The 21,572-nt window shown below is 49.3% G+C and carries 23 protein-coding genes; 9 read left to right on the top strand and 14 right to left on the bottom strand.

The genetic code is table 11. The features are described 5' to 3' along the window. Both vorB and AC14M5_RS10065 read right to left on the bottom strand, forming a co-directional pair. Entirely contained in the window at nt 1-1,146 is a 1,146-nt protein-coding gene (gene vorB, locus AC14M5_RS10070) for a 3-methyl-2-oxobutanoate dehydrogenase subunit VorB (protein ID WP_484029530.1), read from the bottom strand. Nucleotides 1,147-1,336: 190 nt separating this feature from the next. Further along, nucleotides 1,337-1,585 (bottom strand): 4Fe-4S dicluster domain-containing protein, encoded by a 249-nt coding sequence (locus tag AC14M5_RS10065; protein WP_484029529.1) that lies wholly within the window; start codon nt 1,583-1,585, stop codon nt 1,337-1,339. Between the two features lie 170 nt (nt 1,586-1,755). On the opposite strand from AC14M5_RS10065, the gene AC14M5_RS10060 reads away from it, so the two are divergent. The 8 genes from AC14M5_RS10060 to AC14M5_RS10025 all read left to right on the top strand — a co-directional run bounded on the left by AC14M5_RS10060 (nt 1,756) and on the right by AC14M5_RS10025 (nt 9,050). Beyond that, entirely contained in the window at nt 1,756-1,950 is a 195-nt protein-coding gene (locus tag AC14M5_RS10060) for a hypothetical protein (protein WP_484029528.1), read from the top strand. A gap of 22 nt (nt 1,951-1,972) precedes the next feature. Beyond that, nucleotides 1,973-3,190: a thiolase family protein gene (locus tag AC14M5_RS10055; protein WP_484029527.1), complete on the top strand. Its 1,218-nt coding sequence runs from the start codon at nt 1,973-1,975 to the stop codon at nt 3,188-3,190. A 67-nt stretch (nt 3,191-3,257) separates the two neighbouring features. After that, complete coding sequence (locus AC14M5_RS10050) at nt 3,258-4,475, top strand: WD40/YVTN/BNR-like repeat-containing protein (protein ID WP_484029526.1); 1,218 nt, start codon at nt 3,258-3,260, stop codon at nt 4,473-4,475. Next, nucleotides 4,454-5,389 (top strand): Gmad2 immunoglobulin-like domain-containing protein, encoded by a 936-nt coding sequence (locus AC14M5_RS10045; RefSeq protein WP_484029525.1) that lies wholly within the window; start codon nt 4,454-4,456, stop codon nt 5,387-5,389. The genes AC14M5_RS10050 and AC14M5_RS10045 overlap by 22 nt, the downstream gene beginning before the upstream one ends. A gap of 136 nt (nt 5,390-5,525) precedes the next feature. Next, on the top strand, nt 5,526-5,933 hold the full coding sequence (locus AC14M5_RS10040; RefSeq protein WP_484029524.1) for a CBS domain-containing protein: 408 nt from the start codon (nt 5,526-5,528) through the stop codon (nt 5,931-5,933). A 226-nt stretch (nt 5,934-6,159) separates the two neighbouring features. Further along, nucleotides 6,160-6,783 carry a ribonuclease H1 domain-containing protein gene (locus tag AC14M5_RS10035; protein WP_484029523.1) on the top strand — a complete coding sequence of 208 codons (624 nt, stop codon included), beginning with the start codon at nt 6,160-6,162 and terminating at the stop codon, nt 6,781-6,783. A 51-nt stretch (nt 6,784-6,834) separates the two neighbouring features. Next, a complete protein-coding gene (locus AC14M5_RS10030; protein ID WP_484029522.1) occupies nt 6,835-8,436 on the top strand; it encodes a site-2 protease family protein in 1,602 nt (533 codons plus the stop codon). 50 nt (nt 8,437-8,486) lie between these two features. Then, nucleotides 8,487-9,050 carry a cysteine hydrolase family protein gene (locus tag AC14M5_RS10025; protein ID WP_484029521.1) on the top strand — a complete coding sequence of 188 codons (564 nt, stop codon included), beginning with the start codon at nt 8,487-8,489 and terminating at the stop codon, nt 9,048-9,050. 40 nt (nt 9,051-9,090) lie between these two features. Here AC14M5_RS10025 and AC14M5_RS10020 read toward each other — a convergent pair whose 3' ends face one another. Beyond that, the gene (locus tag AC14M5_RS10020; RefSeq protein WP_484029520.1) at nt 9,091-10,038 is read right to left on the bottom strand and encodes a GNAT family N-acetyltransferase; all 948 of its coding nucleotides are present in this window, start codon (nt 10,036-10,038) and stop codon (nt 9,091-9,093) included. 187 nt (nt 10,039-10,225) lie between these two features. Beyond that, entirely contained in the window at nt 10,226-11,596 is a 1,371-nt protein-coding gene (locus tag AC14M5_RS10015; RefSeq protein WP_484029519.1) for an MFS transporter, read from the bottom strand. A 41-nt stretch (nt 11,597-11,637) separates the two neighbouring features. Between AC14M5_RS10015 and AC14M5_RS10010 the strand changes: the two genes are divergently transcribed. After that, nucleotides 11,638-12,789, top strand: coding sequence for a M48 family metallopeptidase (locus tag AC14M5_RS10010; protein WP_484029518.1), 1,152 nt, complete (start codon nt 11,638-11,640; stop codon nt 12,787-12,789). 75 nt (nt 12,790-12,864) lie between these two features. Here the strand turns inward: AC14M5_RS10010 and AC14M5_RS10005 are convergent, their stop codons facing one another. From AC14M5_RS10005 to cdaA, 10 genes are all read right to left on the bottom strand, one after another. Beyond that, the gene (locus AC14M5_RS10005; protein WP_484029517.1) at nt 12,865-13,728 is read right to left on the bottom strand and encodes a DegV family protein; all 864 of its coding nucleotides are present in this window, start codon (nt 13,726-13,728) and stop codon (nt 12,865-12,867) included. Between the two features lie 17 nt (nt 13,729-13,745). After that, nucleotides 13,746-14,720, bottom strand: a complete 975-nt coding sequence (locus AC14M5_RS10000; protein ID WP_484029516.1) for an NAD-dependent epimerase/dehydratase family protein — start codon at nt 14,718-14,720, stop codon at nt 13,746-13,748. A gap of 106 nt (nt 14,721-14,826) precedes the next feature. Beyond that, nucleotides 14,827-15,411, bottom strand: a complete 585-nt coding sequence (locus AC14M5_RS09995; protein WP_484029563.1) for a TetR/AcrR family transcriptional regulator — start codon at nt 15,409-15,411, stop codon at nt 14,827-14,829. 233 nt (nt 15,412-15,644) lie between these two features. Further along, on the bottom strand, nt 15,645-16,442 hold the full coding sequence (gene arsM / locus AC14M5_RS09990) for an arsenite methyltransferase (RefSeq protein ID WP_484029515.1): 798 nt from the start codon (nt 16,440-16,442) through the stop codon (nt 15,645-15,647). A 357-nt stretch (nt 16,443-16,799) separates the two neighbouring features. Beyond that, nucleotides 16,800-17,114 carry an ArsR/SmtB family transcription factor gene (locus tag AC14M5_RS09985; RefSeq protein WP_484029514.1) on the bottom strand — a complete coding sequence of 105 codons (315 nt, stop codon included), beginning with the start codon at nt 17,112-17,114 and terminating at the stop codon, nt 16,800-16,802. Then, entirely contained in the window at nt 17,111-17,437 is a 327-nt protein-coding gene (locus tag AC14M5_RS09980; RefSeq protein WP_484029513.1) for a hypothetical protein, read from the bottom strand. The genes AC14M5_RS09985 and AC14M5_RS09980 overlap by 4 nt, the downstream gene beginning before the upstream one ends. Nucleotides 17,438-17,475: 38 nt before the next feature. Further along, nucleotides 17,476-17,868, bottom strand: a complete 393-nt coding sequence (locus tag AC14M5_RS09975) for a DUF3054 domain-containing protein (RefSeq protein ID WP_484029512.1) — start codon at nt 17,866-17,868, stop codon at nt 17,476-17,478. Between the two features lie 9 nt (nt 17,869-17,877). Continuing rightward, nucleotides 17,878-19,242, bottom strand: coding sequence for a ribosome biogenesis GTPase Der (gene der / locus AC14M5_RS09970; protein WP_484029511.1), 1,365 nt, complete (start codon nt 19,240-19,242; stop codon nt 17,878-17,880). 117 nt (nt 19,243-19,359) lie between these two features. Beyond that, entirely contained in the window at nt 19,360-20,613 is a 1,254-nt protein-coding gene (locus AC14M5_RS09965; protein ID WP_484029510.1) for a CdaR family protein, read from the bottom strand. After that, nucleotides 20,613-21,485: a diadenylate cyclase CdaA gene (cdaA, locus tag AC14M5_RS09960; RefSeq protein ID WP_484029509.1), complete on the bottom strand. Its 873-nt coding sequence runs from the start codon at nt 21,483-21,485 to the stop codon at nt 20,613-20,615. Before cdaA ends, AC14M5_RS09965 begins: the two co-directional genes overlap by 1 nt. Between the last annotated feature and the right edge of the window lie 87 nt (nt 21,486-21,572).

Raw genomic sequence — 21,572 nt, 5'->3', positions numbered from 1 at the left:
TTATTTTCCCTCTCCTACTAGGAGAGGGCCAGGGTGAGGTGCGGTCATTCTCGTCAGCCAGGCATCTCTTGGGTTGGCCTCAGCAGTTATCGGCCCAGAATTGAGGCGCTTGATCTCGTTCAGGATCTCGTCCGGGAATGGAACCACTCCGCCAATCCTGCCATAAAATTCAACGGGGACTTGCCCACGAACTGCCAGGCGGACATCCTCCAGCATTTGCCCGGTGTTCATCTCTGTGACTAAAAACGCTCGCACCCGACCTGCGAGTTGATTCAACACTTCAAACGGAAACGGGCTGACAGTGATCGGTCTTAAGAGCCCAACCTTGATACCCTGTTCACGCGCCTCGCGGACAGCCGAAAGCGCAACTCGTCCCGCCGTGCCAAAACCAACCACAACAATCTCGGCATCTTCGAGGAAGTATTCTTTATAACGGACTTCGTTGGCTTGCACTTCCTTCCAACGCTTGAGCAAACGGAAGTTGGTTTGTTCCTCATCCAGCGGATTAAGATAAATGGATGTGAGAATTCTGCGTTCGCGATTTCCCATTTTTGCATTGGTCGCCCAATCAAAATCCTTGCGTTGCACGGGTTTCATCTCTGGCATTTCAGCAGGTTCCATCATTTGTCCGACAGAGCCATCGAGGATAAGCATGGTGACCATACGATATTTTTCCGCGAGGTCAAAGGCTAAAACCGTGAGGTCGATTGCCTCTTGAACAGAAGCAGGCGCCAGCACAATGCGCGGATAATCGCCATGTCCGCCACCGTGGACGGCCTGGTTGTAATCGCCTTGCGCAGGTGCAATATTGCCGAGGCCGGGGCCGCCGCGCATCACGTTGACCAGCACCGCAGGGATTTCTGTCCCTGCGATGTAGGATATACCTTCCATCATCAAACTCACCCCTGGCGATGAAGAAGATGACATCACACGCACACCTGTGCAAGCCGCACCATATACCATGTTGATCGCCCCAAGTTCCGACTCCGCTTGAACAAAGGCGCGCCCGAGTTCGGGCATGCGGCGCGAGAGATATTCAAGCACTTCCGTTTGCGGGGTGATTGGGTAGCCGAAATATGCTTCCAACCCCGCGCGAACGGCGGCTTCGGCAATGGCTTCGTTGCCTTTCCATAATTCTTTTGGCATTTAGTTTAAATCTCCCGTAGGGGCACAGCGAAATGTTTAATGATTTTGACGAATGATCGTCTCGCTGTGCTCCCTACAATTTATGCCGCAACCGCTGCGGCAGCAGTTCTTGTGGTTTCACTTCTCCGTAGGGGGACAGCGGATTGTTCAATGACTATGACGAATGATCGTCTCGCTGTGCCCTTACAATTTACGCTGCAACAGGTGCGGCGGCGGTTTTTGTGATTTCACGATAGACAGTGATCGCAGCGTCCGGGCAAACCAGTGCACAAATAGCACACCCCGTGCAGCCGTCCTTGAACGTGTGCGCGGGGTGGTAGCCTTTCGGTGTCAGGTGTGACATGTCAAGCTTCATCACACTCTGTGGACAGGCGCTTATACATAACGCACAGCCTTTGCAATAAGTATCACTGACTTCGATCCAACCTTTAGCGGCCATTGGCGCTCCTCATTCCTTTATTCGAGAAGTTTGACATTATTTGGTGCAATACGTCTTTACCCTGATTATGTCGGTTTCCGATGATAGCGAGTAGTGCCAAGCGTCATACGGCAGGGTATACAAACATCATCACTTCAAAAAGGTATAATTCGACTAAAACGGAGGCTGGTATGGAATTATTCGTGGCGGTTATTCTATTTGGAGTCATAATTTACGAATTGTATACAGGCGCTATCCCTGTAAAGCGTAGAAGAGCCATAGCCCGTGTCGAAAAACCATTTCAATATTGGTTTTGGATCGTTGTTCAGGCAGTGGCGATCATTACCGCGCTTTTGATCTGGTCGGGAATTATCAAATTAAGTTAGACTGACATTCAAAGGAGATTCGATGACCGAAGTTGTAATTGTAGATGCAATCCGTACACCGATTGGAGCCCTGGGTGGGATACTTTCATCAGTCCGTGCTGATGACATGGCGGCGCATGTGATTAAAGCAATCCTTGAACGAAATCAATTTGACCCTGCATTGATCGAAGAAGTATTTCTTGGATGTACAAACCAGGCTGGCGAAGACAACCGTGACGTGGCGCGCATGGCCGCGCTGTTAGCTGGTCTGCCCGTGGAAGTGGGGGGCGTCACTGTGAATCGACTCTGCGCTTCAGGGCTGAATGCCATCAACATGGCGGCGCGTGCCATCAAAGCGGGCGAAGGGGATGTGTATATCGCAGGCGGAGTCGAATCTATGAGCCGTGCGCCCTACTCACTTCCAAAAGCGGATGCGGGGTTTTCATTTGGAAATTTAACGGCTTATGATACTGCCCTCGGATGGCGATATCCAAACTCTAAAATGAAGGAAATGTATGGCACTGACTCAATGGGTGAGACTGCCGAAAATATCGCGAAGGAACGCCCGCATATTACGCGCGAAAAACAAGATGCGTTTTCAGTGCGTTCGCATCAACGTGCGATTGATGCAATTGATTTGGGACGCTTCAAGCAGGAGATCGTGCCCGTATCTATTCCCCCTGCGGGGAAAAAAGGTGAACCCAAAATCGTAGATACCGATGAACGTCCGCGCCGAGATACAAGCTTGGAATCGCTTGCAAAACTAAAACCCGCATTTGCAAAGGAAGGCGGAACTGTTACTGCTGGAAATTCGTCTGGATTAAATGATGGAGCGGCGGCGCTTTTAGTGATGAGCGCAGAAAAAGCCAATGCGTTGAATCTCAAGCCGCTCGCTCGAATTGTCACATCCGCTTCGGCTGGTGTGCCTCCGCGTGTGATGGGATATGGCCCTATCCCTGCCACAAAGAAAGCATTGGAACGTGCAGGTTTGAAAATAAAGGATATTGGCTTGATGGAATTGAATGAGGCCTTTGCTGTGCAATCATTGGCTGTGATCGAAGACTTAGGTATTGACCCTGAACTCATAAACGTCAACGGCGGCGCAATCGCCATCGGGCATCCGCTAGGCTGTTCAGGTGCGCGTTTGATGGCGACTCTGGTGCATGAAATGAAAAACCGCGGCAACGTGAAATACGGCGTGGCAACTCTTTGCGTGGGTGTCGGTCAGGGCGAAGCGACGATCATCGAATTCATTGGTTAGAAAGCTGAAAAGTTCTTAACCTCTTAACTTGGCAGCTTTAAGCTTTTAAACGTAATATGGAGATTGAATGAACAAAAACATCTCTTTTATCGCTTCGATGTTTCTCAGGGCAAGCCTTCTTCTTGCTTTGCTAACTGCCTGCAACGCACCCGTGGCTCAGCCTGCTGAATTACCCAACGCTGAATCAAATTTAGCCGAAACGCAAGCTAGCCCTCAATCTGCGCTTGCCCCTGAAAACACACCCTTGCCTGCGGAGATCAATGCTCCTTTAATCGATTCTCCCTCCATCATCTTCATTGAAATGTTGGATGAAGTTTATGGTTGGGGTGTGACAGAGGCACAGATCGTTTGTACCAACGATGGCGGTGTGACATGGTACAACGTCACACCTGCGGGATTAACCGAAACAGGTTACAGCATAGACACTGAATTTCTGGATGTATCTCATGCGTGGATACAGATTGCTGACCCCAATAATTTCCAAAATGGCGGCACGTTATACCGCACATCAGATGGCGGCATCACGTGGTTATCATCTACAACACCCTTCGGCGGCGGTGACTTGGAATTCGTGGATGCAAATAACGGATGGATTATGGCCGACCTTGGCGCGGGTGCTGGTTCGATGGCCATATCCGTTTTTCAAACGAACGATGGCGGCAACACTTGGAATCGAACCTATACCAATGACCCGAATCTCGAAGGCGCAGGCGATACGCTCCCGCTTGGCGGCATAAAAGGAATGATCGCACCGCTCGATATGCAAACAGCCTGGATCGGTGGCGTCGTTTATTCGACCGGTACAGTCTATCTGTTCCGCACTGATGATTCTGGCAAGACCTGGTTTAACATCAATTTGACTCTCACCGAAGAAGCGCAGAATGCCGACCTTGGTGTTGAGAAAATTCAATTCGTATCACCGACCCAGGGTTATCTCGTAATTAGAATGTTGGCGGCTGAAATGCAAACCATCATTTATTCGACGAATGATGGCGGCAACACATGGTCGCTTGCGCCTGTGAATTTACCGGGCACTGGCCCGCTGGAAATCCCGTCAGCGCAGGAGATGATTTTTTATTCCAGCGACCAGTTCTACGTTACGAAAGATGCGGCGAATACATTTAACATCATCCCACCCGACATCGCTTTTGGTGATACTCTCACTTTCATGAGCTTCGCAAATTCATCCACTGGATGGGTGGTCACAACCGACCCAACGGATAATCATCGCACGCTTTATAAAACAACTGATGGAGGTTTGACTTGGTTTCCAATCATTCCTTAAAACTTTTATTGATACTGACTCTTACAACGCTTGCCTGTGAATTGGCTTCGCCCGCTTCACCGACGCCGATAACTGCTCCTGTTCAAGTTACCGTTGCAGTGCTGACGGAAACCCCAACTAAACCACAACTGACAGCAGAACAGCTTAAGAATGCGCAATACCAACTCGGTGCGCGCGACGATCACGCGGTTGTGCAATTGACTGATGGAAAATATCAGCAAGGCACCAATGCGACCACGCTGGACTTTGCCTATATCGCATTGACTCAATTCGTCGCGGTTGGAGATTTAACGAATGATGGCGTGAACGAAGTTGCCGCGATCTTTCTGGAGAACTATGGCGGCACTGGCAATTTTGGCCTGCTCGCAATTTATTCCAACATAAACGGCTTGCCTGTATTTTTGACTTCAACCTTTATTGATGACCGTCCGATAATCAACAGCATGTCAGTTGAGAATGGAGAAGTATTTCTCGATGCAATCATCCATGGCCTTGACGATGGCGGATGCTGCCCTACACTTCCCACCACGCGCCGATATGCGCTCGTAAACAATCAACTACGAATTGTCAATTACACGACCAACACACCAACTGGCGCAAAGCGTGAGATCGAGATCACGTCACCTGCAAATGAGACAGATGCCAGCGGCAGCGTGCAGGTAACCGGAAGTGTAAGCATCGCGCCCTTTGAAAATAACCTGACGTATTTTATTTATGATGAAGCTGGCAATCAATATGCCGCTGGGCCTGTGGCTGTCACTGCCCCCGATCTCGGTGCGCCAGGTACTTTCAATGAGACCTTCACACTCGAAGGCATACCCGCAGGCACGACCATCTATTTGGAGATCCAGGATATCAGTGCCGCCGATGGTTCCTGGCTCGCGATGGATGCTGTAAAATTATTGGTGAAGTAAGATTATGTCATTGCGAGGAGGGTTTAATCCCGACGAAGCAATCTCTGGTTGTGTAAGAGATTGCTTACCCATTCGGGTACGATGTCGGGCAAAGAACGCCCTCGCAATGACATTAGATTTTAGAGGAGAGAACCCCATGCCACACCATGTCCGCGATTGGATGTCCACCCCTGTTGTTGTCGTTGACCCAGACTCAAGCGTCTCATATGCCATGACGCTCATGCGTCGTCGTCGAATTCACAGCATTGTTGTGAATATTGGTCAGAAGAATCCATCTTACGGAATTGTCACCACCACCGATATTCGCGACAAGATCGTCGCTGCAGGGCGCAACCCTGCCGAGACCACGGTGCGCGAGATCATGTCTGGCCCGATCATTACTGGCCGCGCCGATTGGACCTTGATGGAATGTTCGCAGTTGATGCAAGAGCATAAATTCCATCACCTGCCGATAGCAGATGAAAACGGCACGTTGATCGGCTTGATCTCTGCCACAGATATTTTTATGTCAGTCGAAGAACAGGGTTGGGAAGAGCAAGAATAATATCAGTATTAGACTCCAAAGTCTCCAGACTTTGGAGTCTTTTTCTATCAAGCACACCACTATAGACGCGGAGAAGTGCACCAAATCTTTGCGGTCTTCGCGTTCTTCGCGGTTCAAAGATAGGCTGCACCCATAGTGGGGGTATTACATTCATGTCAAGACAAAAATTATTTCAATTGGAAAGTCCATGAGATAGTGTGGATATGAATTGATGTAAAATTGACACATGCCAAAGAAGAAATACTATGTGGTGTGGAAAGGCCGAAAAACAGGTATCTTTACCACCTGGGTTGAGTGTGAAAAACAGGTGAAAGGCTTTGTTGGTGCGCAGTTCAAGGCTTTTGAAAGCGAAGCCGAAGCGGACGCCGCCTATCTCGCAAACTACGATGATTACAAAGGTAAAGTCTCCACCAGCGGAAAGTGGAAAATAGCCAGCATCCAGCCTCTGCTTCCCTCCGTTTGTGTGGATGCGGCTTGCAGCGGCTCACCCGGTAAACTGGAATATCGCGGTGTAAATACCGAAACGGGTGAAGAGATCTTCCGCGTGGGGCCTTATCCAGATGGGACGAATAATGTGGGAGAGTTTCTGGCAATCGTCCATGCGCTCACATGGCAGACAAAACATAACCTGCACGTTCCGATCTATTCAGATTCAGAGAACGCCATTCTGTGGGTGAATACAGGTCAATGCAAGACCAGGTTGAACCGTACATCCAGGAACTCTGTCTTATTTGCCATTATCCACAGTGCCGAGAACTGGCTTGCTGAAAATGAATTACCCGAGGATAAGATCATGAAATGGGATACCGATCTGTGGGGTGAAAACCCAGCCGACTTCGGGCGTAAGTAAATGTCAAATTGGAGGAGTAGGCTCAAGGTCCGCTTTGAGGCGTGAAAGTCAATGATAAAAATCTTAAGCTGGTCTTGGTCGCTTGGTCGCTTGCGTGGTGTGGATATCCGCTTTCATTTTTCCCTGCTGTTCAGCATCCCGATTGCATATTATCTTTTTAATCCAGTCGATCTCCGAGGAGCAGTTGAGGCGCTGTTATGGGTGGGCGGATTTTTGCTTTTTATTTTCCTGCATGAGCTGGGGCATACATTTGCCGCACAGGTTGTAGGTGTGGAAGTGAAGAGTGTTTTCATTTGGATCTTGGGCGGTTTCACTAATTTTGCATATAGACCCGAAAAGCCATCGTACAACCTCTTTATCGCGGCGGCGGGTCCGCTTGTAAATATGGTTTTGGCTTTTGTATGCGTTGCATTTTATATTTTGCTTTCGGTGTTTTCCCTGCCCCTTTCTCAAAACGCTGACCTGTTTCTGTGGGTGCAGACGTTCACCAACTTATTTTTTTCTCTGGCAATTGTCAACATCATTCTGATCGTATTCAATTTGCTGCCCGTGTATCCCCTGGATGGGGGCAACATCCTGCATTCGATCATGGATATGTTTTTTGGCAGGGCCAATGCAGATTGGATCACACTGGTTGTCAGTATCCCATTTCTGTTTTTGCTGATCGTCCTTGGAGTCGTCACCCGCGATTACATCCTGCTTGTATTCTGCGTCATCATTGCGCTTGCGATCAGCACACTTAATCGTTCTTTGCTGCGTTGGGTCAACCTCGGCGCGAATTATCTTTTCAGGCGCGGCGGCTATTATCTTTTGCAGGGTGATTATGAACGCGCCGCCCAGCATTACACTCACGATATTGAAAAGCAACCCACCCAGCTTATCAATCATTATCTTGCCCGCGCAAGCTGTTATCTGTTGATGGGTCAAAAGGAACGGGCAGTGGCGGATATCGAACGTGCGTTGAAGATCGACCTGAACCATGCTTTTGCCATGCAGTTGCGCGGTGAGGTATATTCATTGGAAAAGAATTATGATGCCGCATTGGACTTATACTCCCGCGCGCAAAATGTCAACCCGCATTGGGCGGTCCCATATTTTGACCGGGCTTCGATCCTGCTGGATCGCAAGGAGTTTCAACCTGCGCTCGATGAGTTAAACAAAGCCATCTCATTGCATGCGCGGATGCCGCTTTTTTATCTGGTTCGTTCGCTCGCGCATTTTCGGCTTGGGAATCTTGACGCCGCGCATAAAGATCAGGATCAGGCAGTTCAACTTTCGCCAGTTGATGCTCTGGTGATGGCGGATATCAACCTCATGCTTTATGAAAACAACTTTGATTGGGCACAGGATTTCTATACACGTGTCCTCTCAAAAAACCCACGAGACGTATTTGCGCTTCAAGGCTACGCGGACGCCTGCCGCGTCAACAACGAGCATGACCTGGCTGTTAGCAATTACACCCGTGCCCTCGAAATAAATCCGCGTGAGCCGCGTTTGTACCTGGGACGTGGCAAATCCCATTTGAAGTTAAACGAAACCGAAAAAGCAACAACCGATTTTCAAAAAGTAACAACAGTGACTGATAAGTTGCATTTGAAACGCCAGGCCGAAGAGTTGTTGAAAAATATCCAGAATAATCTGGTGGTCGAGTAGGCCGAGTGATTTTCGAGGCCGTATCGAGACCAGCCGTTTAAGGAGTACGAATGAAAACAGCATTACTTATCATAGACATTCAAAAAGACTATTTCCCCGGCGGCAAAATGGAATTAGTCAATCCGCTGGAAGCTGGGAAGAAAGCGTACATGATCCTCCAATGCTTCCGCGAACACAGCGGGCATCATATCCATATTCAACATATTGCACTTAAACCCGATGCGCCCTTTTTTGTAAAAGGTACTGTTGGATCAGACATTCACGACTCTGTTGCGCATTTTGAAGGCGAACCAATTGTCTACAAACATTATCCCAATTCGTTCCGCGAGACGAATCTGCTTGAGATGCTGAAGGAGTGGGGCATCAAGCGAGTCGTCATTACAGGCATGATGACCCACATGTGCGTGGACGCCACCGCCCGCGCCGCCGCCGATTTCGGTTTCAAAGTCATCATCGCCGAAGATGCCTGCGCCACGCGCGATTTGAAATATGGTGACACTGTCGTCCCCGCAGATCATGTCCACAAGGCGTTTCTCGCCGCGCTTAAATCTTATGGTGATGTTATGAAATCAGAAGAAGTGATTGCGCTCCTGGCGGGAGAGATGGACGGGTAGTTCAAACTCTTCAAACTCCTATCAGGCCATGGAGACCTTCTTAATCCAATTTTTCCCAAGGCTGGAGCACGTCATATTCTTTCCCAAATGTTGAGAAATACAACTTGTTGGCTGCTTCCGAGTAGCCGCCGACAGTAGCTACTTTTGCGCCCATCTTTTTGATGCGGTGCAGGCCTTCAATGATGACGGCTTTGCCAAGCCCGCGCTTCTGGTGGGCGGGCACTGTTGCCACTGGCTCAAAGTAAGCAGTGCGGGTCACATCGTCGAACCAGATCGTGCAGAAAGATGCGATGGAGCCGTCGCTGGCAATGGCAACGATGTCGAGGTCGCGGCGGTAGAGGGGCGCGCTTTGGATGTGGTGATACCAGGATGGGTCATCACGGTTTTCGCGGGCGGTGTGGATATCATCTTTGTGAAAGCTAAGCCCTGACGCATAACAACGTTCGAGCAGTTCCAGTCCATGACCGAGCGAGCGGATGGTATAGCCATCTGTTGGCTTGATTTGTGGAAGGTCGCCATCCAATGAAAGGATGTGAATTATTTCGCTTGTTTCAGGTCGCTCCACCTTTTTGAAGCCGCGCTTTAGCAGAATTTCATGCCTCAAAGTATCTTTTGAATCTGCGAAGACCTGGAGCTCTTGCCTACTCTCCTTGTTGGGGTGCTTCAAATATTTCTCAGCCGTGACGATCATTTCCTCTTCGAGTTCGCCAGTGCGAAACTTCGGGTGGATTTGCATGTAGGCTTGTCCCCTGCCTTCGGGATTTAAGACGGCAGCGATTTCTCCCTCTTTGGTTTCCCAGAAAAACAGGGCCTGTTTGGGGTCGAAATTTTCAAGATCGGGATTGGCAAACCACCACCAGTAGTCGAGGCGGGCAACATGCCAACTGTGTTGGTGGAGTTCATTTAGTTGCAGGACTTCGCGCAGAAACTCTCGCATCCGCCAATAGTCTTCGGAGGTTCGGTAGGGGCGTAGGTTGATGAGGTTCATGGTATTCTCCCTTTATCTCTTGTTCAGAAATTCACAATTCAATTATATCGCCATGTCATCCCCGTAGCCCATATCCAAAAAGGCGTTTCCGGCCGCGTTGAATCCTATGGTCAGGTGATGCCATCGGAGTAGATCATTGCGCATTTGATCGCAGAGCGAGCCAAGGCTGTTTAGGCCGAAGAAATTGTCAGGGTGAGGGGATGCGCTCTTCGTCATTCAACTTTTGCATTTGATCATGGTCGGGCAATTCCGCTTCAAGGTTGCGGACGTGATGTACAAAAAGATAAGTGAAAATAGCTACGGCCATATAAGCGATGCCTGTCAGTACAAATTGCAACGCCATGCCTGAGCCTGGCGTGTTGCCGACCATCCAGCCGAAAGCATCTGCAAGCCATGTGTTTGTCTGCATCGCAGGCTCGGTGACGTAGTCTGCAAGCAGGCCAGCGAGGATGGGAGTGATCGGCCCCGTAGACCATGCGATCATGCGGCGCGCGGAAAAGACACGGCCCTGCACATTGGTCGCGACTTTTGCCTGCCAGATCGCTTGACTGGCACTATTGGTGAAAACACCCAAGATGCCGCCAATGACCACGCCCATGACCCAGATTGGCAGACTGCGGCCCAAACCAAAAATGACTAACAGGAAAAGGCCCGTGAGTACTTTGCTGATGAAAATGCTGTTCATGCGTTTTTTGAAGCCGCTCCACAGACTAATTAGTAGACCACCAATAACCGCACCAATTGCATACGCAGATGTGACGATGCCGAGGATCTCACTGCTTTGATTCGTGCGTTCGAGAATGAATGGGGATAACAAAGAGCTGGATAGCCCGATGATGAAATTCAAAGTGATAAAGAAGATCAGCAGGCCGAGGAGTCCGCGACGGGCAAAGATGTATTTGAAACCAAAGGAGGCTTCCTTGAGAATGCCGCCACTTTCGGCCTGACCTTCAACCGTCTTTTCAGGTTGTGGAATATGCACCAGAGTCAGTGCAAAGATTGCGAGAAAAAAAGTGACCACGTCAATCACAAGAATGCCGGTCAAGGTGAGAATTGGGAGCAGGATGCCCGCCAGCAACGGTGCCAGCACTGCAGGTCCGCTTTCAACCAGTGACATCATTCCGTTGGCGCGGCTGTAATTCTCTTTTGGCACCATCGTACTTATGGCGGCGGAATAGGCGGGCCATTGAAATGTGTTGCCGAGTCCATTGATGACCGCAGCGATATATAAATGCCAGATCTGCAAATTTCCCGTTGCGTGTAAGGCAAGTATGCCAACCGTCGCAAGTACCGCAGTCAGATCGCTCACCATCATCATCAGTTTGCGGTTATGACGATCCACCATCACGCCAGCGATCGGAGAAAGGAGAAGAAACGGCACGATGAAAGCTGTGCTGATAATGCCAAGCGAGGTGGCGCTGCCTGTTTCCTGATAAGCCCAAACGGTGAGTGCAAATTGAGTCATGCTGGAGGCGAGAACGGAAATCAATTGTCCTGCCCACACGATGGTGAAGCCTGTCATGCCTGTCGGCCGGGTTTTGGGATTTGATGTTGCCATAGCCACCATTATAGTTGCTTGCGGGTGCTATAATTTTGCTCATGGAAACCACCCTCGACCCTGAAAAGCAAAAACAAGCAAAACAATATTCCCGCATCCGCCGTCGCCTTTGGCTGGCGGATACAATCTTCGGCACAGTTTACATGTTCGCGTGGCTTTTCTTCGGATGGAGCACTTCCCTCCGCGAAACCCTCACCACACTGATTACTGTCAACTGGTCACTGACCACTGGCTCTGACTGGTTTCTGGTCGCGTTTTATATTGCCATTTTTGGCGGGGTGTATGCCCTCATCAACCTCCCCCTCGGCTATTACAGCGGATTCATCCTCCCGCATCGATTTGGTCAATCTAACCAATCGCTCAAAGATTGGGTTGTGGATCAACTCAAAGGTCTCGCCATTGGCGCGCCGCTTGGCCTCCTCATGCTCGAGCTGATGTATCTCGCATTGCGACTCACTGGCGCTTCGTGGTGGTTGTGGGTGGCTGGCGGCATGTTGCTCTTCAACGTCTTGTTATCAAATCTTGCGCCCGTACTGATCATGCCTTTGTTCAATAAATACGTGCCGCTTGGTGATGAACATAAAGAGCTCGAAGAACGCTTATTAAACCTTGCAAAACGCGCCCACACAAAAGTTAAAGGCGTTTTCAAATTCGACATGTCTAAACGCACCAAAGCTGCCAACGCCGCGCTGACAGGGTTAGGCAATACACGCCGCATTATTCTTGGCGACACACTCATCAACGAATTCACTGTGGATGAGATCGAAACAGTTCTGGCTCATGAATTGGGACATCACGTCCACAAAGATATTCCCGTTTTGATTATCTTCGGCACGCTCAGTATTACCCTCAGCTTGTTCATTGCATCGCTGGCGTTAGACTCCGCTGTGAAGTTTTTCTCCTTCACCTCAATCGCAGACATCGCTGCATTCCCTGCGCTCATGCTCATCCTCGGCGCCTATGGACTCATTACCATGCCGCTGGATAATGCCGTCTCTCGCTGGCGCGAAAACATGGCGGATGATTACGCATTATCTTCAACAAAGAAAGGTGAAGCCTTTGCATCTGCCTTTACCAGATTGGCAAATCAAAATTTAGGCGAAATCGACCCCGAAAAGTGGGTAGTCTTCATGTTCTATTCCCATCCACCGTTAGGCGAACGAATAGAAAAAGCCAGAAGTTTTTCTGCATAAAACACAAACGGACTTGTCAATATGGCAAGTCCGTTTTTCTCGCTACTTATTACTTTTCTCTTTTTACTTCAATTCCTACCCCACCAAATCACTCATCAACTCCATGGGCACAACCGCCGCACCGACAATACCCGGGCCGGTATGCACACCTAAAACAGGAGAGATACGTTGTATTTCCATTTTTGCCACATTGAGCTTGGACAGAAACTCTTTCGAGATGGCATCCGCTTTTTCTGCGAAACGGCCATGTAACACTGTGACCCACAACGGGGTATTCCCATATTTCTCAACCAGATGATCGGCAATCGCCGTCATGGATTTGCCCAATGTGCGGCCAGTTGCCACCGTGCTGTATTTTCCATCCGAATCAACGCGAATAACGGGCTTGAGGTTGAGCAATGCGCCAGCGATGGCTTTGACACGTCCAATGCGCCCTCCACGCGCGAGATATTCCAATGTATCAAGTGTATAGATCACTTCGGTCTTCTCGCGGATTTTGGTCAACCTTTCCTGAATGGCGTTCATCGCCCAGCCTGCCTTGCTAGCCAGTGCCGCTGCCATCACCTGAAAGCGTTCCCCACCTGAGAGGGTGAGCGTGTCCCAATAGCTGACATTCGCCTCGTCCTTGACTAATTCTCCGCCATCGCGTGCCGCGTTGATCGTCCCACTTAAGCCCGATGAAATGTGTATGGAGAAAATATTCTTTTCGGTCTCGGTCAGTTTGCGATACAACTCCGCAAAGATCCCGCCCGAAGGTTGTGCCGTGGTTGGGATCTGCGGCCTCATTGCCTCAAGGCGGTTATAGAAATCATCCGCTGAAATATCAGTAGAGCTTATCTCACCCTCGGGGAATTGGATGAATAATGGGGCTTGAGCAATTCCCAGTTTTTCAAGTTCTTCATTCGACATATCCGCCGCACAATCTGTTACGATTTTCATGTTTACTCCTCTTTGGTTTATTTCTTCTTATCCAAAAACCACTTCACTGTATCCTCGATCGACTCATACAATGACCGTGGCAAATAGCCCAATTCTCTGGTCGCCTTCGCGTGACTGATATTTGAATTACTCTGCAACACTTCCAATGAATAGGGTGTGAAACGCGGAGTCTCATTCGCAAAGCGATAATACATGGGTGTGAATAGTGCCGCGAACTTTGCAAGGTTAAATGGGATTTTCATTTGGAAGAAATGCTTTCCAGTAATTTCTCTTACTGTTTCGAGCAAATAACGCACCGAGATCTTTTGCCCCGATAATATATAGCTCTCGCCTCGTTTGCCACTTTCTGCGGCTGAGATCAATCCATCTGCCACATCGCGCACATCTACGAAGTCATATGCACCGTCCACATACAAGGTTGGTTTCGCCGCTGCCGCATCATGTATCACTGCGCCCATCATGGATCCGCGAAAATCATGAGGGCCAATCACGCCAGTGGGGCAGGTCACCACAGCATCAAGTCCAGAATGAGCCGCTTTCAAAACTTCCAGCGTTGCCTCCGCCTTCGAGCGATCATATGCGCCATAGGGGTTGTCCATGTCATATGGCAAATTCTCATCGACCACGCCCTCCTCCACGCGTTGGATCGCATGAATGGATGATGTGTAAATCAACTTCCTGATCTTCATTTCTTTCGCCGCATACAAAATATTCTTTGTGCCTTCCACGTTGACTTTTCTCACAAATGGATTTGGCCCTGGCATAATCGAAATAATGCCTGCCAGATGGAAGATTCCTCGAATACCTTGCATGGATTTGGACACCGAGTCTATGTTGAGCACATCACCATCGAACGCTTCAACATTTAATCCGTGAATTGACTCGCGGCTTTCGCCAGGCAGTATCAACGCCCGAACCTTTTCACCACGTTCCAAAAGTTTTCGCACAAGGACATTTCCAACATGCCCGGTTGCGCCAGTTACCAACCACATAGTTTTTCCTTTTCGTCATTGCGAGGGCCGAGCCTCAAACGGCGAGTGCCCGAAGCAATCTCATGCTGAGTCGGAGATGGCTTCGCTCGTAATGGCGGTATATGATTTATTTTTTCAATAAACTATTGACCAGCATTGTTGTGCTATCACGCGCCACCTTTTCCCATTTTGCACCTTTAGGGTCAAGCAGGCTTTGCAATAACAGTCCCATTGCTGTGGAAATGATCATACGTGAGGCTAGTTCAGGGTTCACCTCCACGAACGAACCTTCGTCCACACCTTTTCTGATGAGCAGTGCGAAATGCTTGTGATAGCGGCGATAGGGAGCAATACTGGCCTGCCATATTTTTTCATCACGGCTGGCCTGAAGCCAGAACTCAAGAAACATGGGTAGACCTTCACCTGCTGTCTCAAAGATATAAGGGAAAGCCTCGGTCATTCGCGTGAAAGTTTCAGGCACGGTCTTATCTTTTGAAGCTTCGATGGCGCTGTCTATGATTTGCAGCCAGCCATCAAGCAAGGCAAGGAAAAGTGCTTGTTTGCTTTCGAAGTGATGATAGAACGCACCTTTGCTGATGCCTGCGTCCTTGCAAATATCATCCACGCTCGCGGCGTTGAACCCGCGCGCTGAAAATAATTTGATGGCCGACTCAAGAATCTTTGAGCGAGTCTCTTCACTGCGTTGCTGCATTTTCAAACTTTCTCTTCTCCTTTTGGGATATCATGCCCGCAGGGTAGAGGTAGGGTGAGGGGAATAAAACCGACTGGTCGGTTTGTTTTTACCCCTGAAAGATTGCACTGTCAAGCTGATGGAAATCACAAGGTTGTTAAATCAGAACGGAATGGCAAACGCCATCCCGTTTAAAAAACTCTGGAGTCTATCAGCTTGCTGATAGATAAGCTACTAACTTCAGAATTGGAAATTTACGCAGGCTTATAAGCCGTGATCTTCGCACTATACACCGCTTTGTAAACAGCTTCCCGTGGATATTCTTTCACATCCAGTTTCATTTCATTCAACGCGCTATCCACAGTTTGCTTGTCGAAGAATATTGGCTTGATGGATATATCTTTGAATCCGACCGACTCCATCATGCCGATATAATCTTCCGCTTCGACAGCGCCAGCAACACAGCCAGCCCACGCACTCAAGCTTTTCTTGACTTGTTCAGGCAGCGGGCCATCAGTGACAATATCAGAGACTGCCAATTTGCCTCCAGGAGCGAGCACGCGGAAGGCTTCATTGAAAACTTTTTCCTTGTCAGGCGAGAGGTTGATAACGCAGTTGGAGATAATTACATCCACTGTGTTGCTGTCAACGGGGAGGTCTTCGAGATAGCCTTGCCTGAATTCGACATTCGTTGCGTTGACTCGCTTCGCGTTGGCTTGCGCGCGTTCGATCATCTCGGGAGTCATATCCACGCCGATCACGCTGCCTTCTGAACCGACTTTCTGCGAGGCCAATAAACAATCGAGTCCTGCGCCTGAGCCAAGATCAAGAACGGTTTGGCCCGGTGTCAGCGAGGCGAGGGTGATCGGGTCACCGCAGCCGTAGCTGGTGCTGGCTACGTCAGATGGGATGGCAGTTAGCAAATCAGCAGGGTAGAGACTGCTTTCGGAACTGCAGCAGTCTGAGGCACCGCAACAGGAAGCGCTGCTCTTGATCCGCTCCGCATAATGCTCGCGGACAGTTTCATGGATGGGGGTGGGGGATTGAGTCATTTGAGTCTCCTTTTGTTTCCGTCATTGCGAGCCGTTTTTCGGCGAAGCAATCTCATTATTATTTCGAAGAATGCTACGGCGTGCCGCTTCTCGCAAAGAGGATAATATAGATGATTGTCTATGTATTTGAGCAAAAAATTTTCCGATTAATTTCTCTCTGCTCATCCTACGATGAACAGAGATCGTACAAACTTAGCAACAACCAGGACCGCAGTTGCCGCCGCAGCATTCACCTTCACAGCATTCATCGTTGTTGACGACAGTTAATTCGTTCATGGGTTACTCCTTTCATATAGAAGTTTGTCTATGAAACTTGCCAAAAAAACGGGATATGTCCCGGCCGAAGGCATATCCCGATCAGGCCTTGATGGTTTTCAACAGGTTTTCGGTTGCTACAGATTCTGGCGCAAATTTGACCATAAGCTGGCCGCAGCAATAAGCAACACGTTCTTGGTTGAGAGTATAGAAAGTTTGCTTGCCTTCTTCGCGCACGGTGACAAGATCGGCCTCGCGCAAAATGGCGAGGTGATGCGAAACAGTGGGTTGAGAAACATCAAGCTTCTCAACAATTTCGTTGACCGAAAGTGAGCAGCAGCAACAGATATTCATGATCTTCTGACGGGTTTCGTCAGAGATGGCTTTGGCAAACAGGACGGGGTTAAATTTAATCATGTGGAAAATGCCTCGCTGAATTCGGCATGCATGAATTCATGAATACCTTCGGGGCCCGTGAGGAGCAAAGAGATGGGCTCATTATTTGGTGTGACCTTCAGCGTGAATTCCAAAAATGGGCAGCACAGCCTTTCATTGGCAATGAATTCGCCCATTCTGATAATAATATCTGATTGGTTGGGCAAGGTGAACTCATAGCCATTTTCCATTTGCTGAACGTTCTCCACCTTTTGAAATAATTGATCAATAACCTGAAGGTGTGCGTCACGCTGTGTAGGTGTAAAGACACCCATGTTGCAGGCGAGGGGAACGGATGTATTCATATAGATAACTTTCTATACGTCATTATATAGATAAATATCTATTTGTCAAGGGCTGGTTTTTGCCTTACGAGGAAAATATAAATCCATCTCCAAATCATCATTCCCAGCGCATTGCTGCCGCCGAGGATCAAAACAAAAAGAGGCAGCACAGCAGCGTTTAACAAAACGGCGCGTAATACCACCGCGAGCGGCGCTGCAAACGAGAGTGCAAGCGCAACGCGCCAAAGATTTTGGAATTTCGCTATAACCGTTTCATCAAATAATCCGAACCAGGGCGCGATCAGAAGCCATGCGATCAACACTGGGAAGAACGTAGTCCCCATGCGCGGAAGATAGGATGTGTCTGTTTCGCCGTGAGTAGCGAATCCGATGATGGTAATGATTGCAATGGCGAGAATATCGCCAATGATAAGGTGTCTTCGATTGTTCATCGTGTAGTTTTATTCCCTGCGTCCCTTTGTAACAATTCTAATCGGCGTCCCTAAAAAGGAATATTCAGCGCGGATCTGGTTTTCAAGGTAGCGCAAATACGAGAAGTGCATCAACGACGGTTCGTTGACATAAATCATAAAAGTCGGCGGGTCACTGCGGACTTGTGTGCCGTAGAACATTTTGAGCGCACGCCCCGCATGAGTCGGGTGTGGATGCGCATCTTGTGCTTTGTGAATGATCGCGTTGATTGTGGATGTGGTCAGGCGCGCAAGCCGTTCTTCCTGTACGCGTAATGCCATCGGCAATACCTGGTCCACACGTTGACCTGTTTTGGCAGAGATGTACAGGATCGGCACATAATCCATGAAGTTCAGGTCAAGCCGAATCTTCGCCGTGAATGTTTCCATGGTGGTGTTGTCTTTTTCCAGCGCATCCCACTTATTGACCAGTACAACACAGGATTTCCATTCATCGAGGATAAAGCCAGCGATGTGTGCATCCTGAGCAGTGATGCCTGTGGTCGCATCGATCATCAGCAGGGCGACATCTGCACGCTCAATGGATTTGAATGAACGTAGGACGCTGTATTGCTCGACGCCATGCTCGATCTTTCCGCGCCGACGGATGCCAGCCGTATCGATCAAAGTGATCTCAAGCTCCTCATACTCGATTTTTGTATCAATCGAGTCGCGGGTGGTTCCTGCAATCGGGCTGACGATCACACGCTCTTCGCCCACCAGCTTATTCAATAAACTTGATTTCCCTGCATTTGGCTTGCCGACAATTGCAATTTTGATGCTGTCATCTTCCACTTCTTCTTTTTGTTCGGGGAAGGAGGCCACAAGTGCATCAAGAATGTCACCTGTGCTGGTTCCGTGAATGGCAGAAATCGCGTAAGATTCGCCTAAGCCAAGCTCATAGAATTCAGAGGCTTGCTCGCGCCTTTCTCTTGAGTCACATTTGTTCACGACCAGGAATATGGGCGGCCAAAATGTTCCATCCGCTAGTTTCTTTTGTGAACGGCGCAGGATCTCTGCAACCTCGCGATCAGGTTCTGTAACCCCCGTCTCGCCATCGTTGACAAATAAAACTGCATCTGCTTCCTGAATGGCAACTTGAGCCTGCCTGCGGATGTCTTCAATGAAATCAACTGAACCAGTGGAGAGTGGTGTCTTGCCGCCGTGTGTCGGGTCAATTCCGCCTGTATCAACAATATTGAACTTGCGCCCATTCCATTCCGCCTCACCAAATAAACGGTCACGCGTGGTGCCGGGGGTTTCATCCACAATGGCTAAACGCTCGCCTGCAAGACGATTAAATAGCGTGGATTTACCGACGTTTGGTCGGCCTACTAAAGCAACAATAGGTTTCATAACAAATTTTTATTTTCCAATTTCTTACATAGTATCGCAGAATTTAACAAACTAACGGTGTATTATGTACTCGCAATTTCCATAGAATAATTTACTTGTTTGTGAGACAAGCGATAACTATGGTGTGGGTGTTGGCGAAATTACAGGCGCACCGATCGGTGAGATGACCACCTCGATTGTGTTTGGCAGGATCGATTCAACCAGCACATTGGCGATCAGAATTTCCACTTTGGGAACGATCTGATAAGTTCCAACTGGTAGCCCGGTCAAATCCACGGTAGCGCGCACATCCTGACGGGTAAGTGTGTCCAACAGGGACAATGGCCCTGAGATGATGATATCAACTGTAGTAGGCGAAACCTGGGCTGTTAAGGCATTATCAAGCCCAATGATCTCAATTCTTTCACCAGCCAGTGTAACACTACTTTCGATGGGTGAGACCCCAGCCTGTATCAACACGGTTTGTTCGCCTATGATCGAAACGCCAGGCGGCAGGTTGATCGAAAGCCGCGTATTAATATCGTTCTGTGCATTTTGCAGATCCAATGGTTGAGTTTCCACAACACCAGGCAGGTCACTTACAAGCAATGGGTCTGCTGAAAATACTGTCACAACTGGCGGGAACACAGACAGGTCCGTCAGCCGATATCCGCTTGCAACACGCCCAATAATTGTCACCTTCACGGCCACATCACGATACCCGCCCTGTTGACTAACAGGCATAAGTACATGGATAGTTTCAGGAGAAACAGTAACCCCATCCACTTTTTGACCTTTATCATCGAGGACTTCCACAGGAAGTGACTGATCGAAATTTTCACGGATGCCGCTCAAGTCGACAGATACACGAGCCCGCGTCACTTTCTGGACCTGGGACTGGGCGCCTGCTACTACAACTTCCACTGGCTCGAGGCTTGCCTCGCCCACCTGATAACCCACAGCGGCCTCGCCAGATAAACTCAAGTCCACGCTCAAGGTCTGTGTGATGAGCGGCTCTAATGTTAGTGTGATCGTACGCGGTGAAACGGAAACGATCTGTACCGGCCGCGCATTCACCTGTATCTGCAAATCGATGACATGCTCACCGGAACTCAACCCTGAGAGATCTAAAATCGCGCGGACGATCTGCGGGTCTGCTTCTATCAATTCCCAAACAGAGACCGGCGCGCGCAATGTTAATTCCACTTCCTTTGGGATCTCGCTATTTAAAACGAGATTGGGAGATTGGCCGATGATCTGCACCGACACGGGCGATGGAAGCGTGCGCGTTTCGTCAGGGTCGGCGGAGGTGACTGCGGAAATCCAAACAGCCATCGCCAACGCGAAGGCCCACAGGAAAGTACGGTAATTGCGAGAGATCCAGCGAAGCATTATTTATCTTCTTTGCGGCGGAAGAAGCCGGGTAAAATTTTCTCGAACAAATTTGGGATATATTCCCTGCCGTTCGGGCGGAAGAAAGCGATCAAAATATTTTCCAGTCGTTCAGGGTCAAGTCTGCGAAGCATTCTGCCTGCGTGTGCAATCGAAATAGCGCCAGTCTCTTCCGAGACCACAACAGCAATGGCATCACTGGTTTCGGATACTCCCAATGCGGCACGATGACGCAGCCCCATTTGCCTTTCCGGCGTGCGGTTCAAAATTCCGCTGGCTGAAAGAGGCAGCACACAAGCTGCGGCGATGATTTGCGAGTTGACGATGATCACACCGCCGTCATGCAGCGGGGTATTGGGGTAAAAGATCTGTAATAGTAATTCAGGCGTCACACGTGCATTCATTTGCACGCCGGTTTGAGCCAGGTCATCGAGATTATCCAGCCTTTGCAAAACAATCAGTGCCCCGTGCTGGCGGGCGGATAACCTGGCCGTAGCCGTCACCACGGAATGAATGTTCTGCTCAAGGGCCACGTCTGCTGATTTAGCAGAAGCAGGCCAAATCGTCCCGGCCCGCCCGAGCCTTTCCAGCGTCCGTCGAATCTCCGGGGCAAATATCACCGGTAAGGCAAGCAATAAGGCCGGTAATGAGTTTTGTGCAAACCATGAAAAGGCAGGGAGGTCTACCAGGCTGGTTAAAAGGATGAGTGCCACAACGAGCAGGATCATTCCGCGCAGCAATGCCATGGCCTGGGTATCGCGTAGGGAATATAGCAAGCCAAAGAAAATCAGCGTGACGAGCATAATATCAAGAACGCTCAGCCAGCTGATCCTTTGAAATATAAAGAAGAGGTTGTTCAGAAATTCAGTCACTGTAATTGAATAGAGATGGTCGAGAGACGGTAAACCCTACGGAGTGCCGCATAAATCACTAAGCCGCAATTATATTTTTGCTCGTAA

The sequence above is a fragment of the Candidatus Villigracilis sp. genome (assembly GCF_057083605.1).
Note: the sequence above shows the minus strand (reverse complement) of the source record. Positions and strands in the feature narration are given on the sequence as shown.

Coding starts and splice junctions, on each gene's coding strand:
- vorB (WP_484029530.1), bottom strand. CDS start 1,146: ATGCCAAAAGAATTATGGAAAGGCAACGAAGCCATTGCCGAAGCCGCC.
- AC14M5_RS10065 (WP_484029529.1), bottom strand. CDS start 1,585: ATGGCCGCTAAAGGTTGGATCGAAGTCAGTGATACTTATTGCAAAGGC.
- AC14M5_RS10060 (WP_484029528.1), top strand. CDS start 1,756: ATGGAATTATTCGTGGCGGTTATTCTATTTGGAGTCATAATTTACGAA.
- AC14M5_RS10055 (WP_484029527.1), top strand. CDS start 1,973: ATGACCGAAGTTGTAATTGTAGATGCAATCCGTACACCGATTGGAGCC.
- AC14M5_RS10050 (WP_484029526.1), top strand. CDS start 3,258: ATGAACAAAAACATCTCTTTTATCGCTTCGATGTTTCTCAGGGCAAGC.
- AC14M5_RS10040 (WP_484029524.1), top strand. CDS start 5,526: ATGCCACACCATGTCCGCGATTGGATGTCCACCCCTGTTGTTGTCGTT.
- AC14M5_RS10035 (WP_484029523.1), top strand. CDS start 6,160: ATGCCAAAGAAGAAATACTATGTGGTGTGGAAAGGCCGAAAAACAGGT.
- AC14M5_RS10030 (WP_484029522.1), top strand. CDS start 6,835: ATGATAAAAATCTTAAGCTGGTCTTGGTCGCTTGGTCGCTTGCGTGGT.
- AC14M5_RS10025 (WP_484029521.1), top strand. CDS start 8,487: ATGAAAACAGCATTACTTATCATAGACATTCAAAAAGACTATTTCCCC.
- AC14M5_RS10020 (WP_484029520.1), bottom strand. CDS start 10,038: ATGAACCTCATCAACCTACGCCCCTACCGAACCTCCGAAGACTATTGG.
- AC14M5_RS10015 (WP_484029519.1), bottom strand. CDS start 11,596: ATGGCAACATCAAATCCCAAAACCCGGCCGACAGGCATGACAGGCTTC.
- AC14M5_RS10010 (WP_484029518.1), top strand. CDS start 11,638: ATGGAAACCACCCTCGACCCTGAAAAGCAAAAACAAGCAAAACAATAT.
- AC14M5_RS10005 (WP_484029517.1), bottom strand. CDS start 13,728: ATGAAAATCGTAACAGATTGTGCGGCGGATATGTCGAATGAAGAACTT.
- AC14M5_RS10000 (WP_484029516.1), bottom strand. CDS start 14,720: ATGTGGTTGGTAACTGGCGCAACCGGGCATGTTGGAAATGTCCTTGTG.
- AC14M5_RS09995 (WP_484029563.1), bottom strand. CDS start 15,411: ATGCAGCAACGCAGTGAAGAGACTCGCTCAAAGATTCTTGAGTCGGCC.
- arsM (WP_484029515.1), bottom strand. CDS start 16,442: ATGACTCAATCCCCCACCCCCATCCATGAAACTGTCCGCGAGCATTAT.
- AC14M5_RS09985 (WP_484029514.1), bottom strand. CDS start 17,114: ATGATTAAATTTAACCCCGTCCTGTTTGCCAAAGCCATCTCTGACGAA.
- AC14M5_RS09980 (WP_484029513.1), bottom strand. CDS start 17,437: ATGAATACATCCGTTCCCCTCGCCTGCAACATGGGTGTCTTTACACCT.
- AC14M5_RS09975 (WP_484029512.1), bottom strand. CDS start 17,868: ATGAACAATCGAAGACACCTTATCATTGGCGATATTCTCGCCATTGCA.
- der (WP_484029511.1), bottom strand. CDS start 19,242: ATGAAACCTATTGTTGCTTTAGTAGGCCGACCAAACGTCGGTAAATCC.
- AC14M5_RS09965 (WP_484029510.1), bottom strand. CDS start 20,613: ATGCTTCGCTGGATCTCTCGCAATTACCGTACTTTCCTGTGGGCCTTC.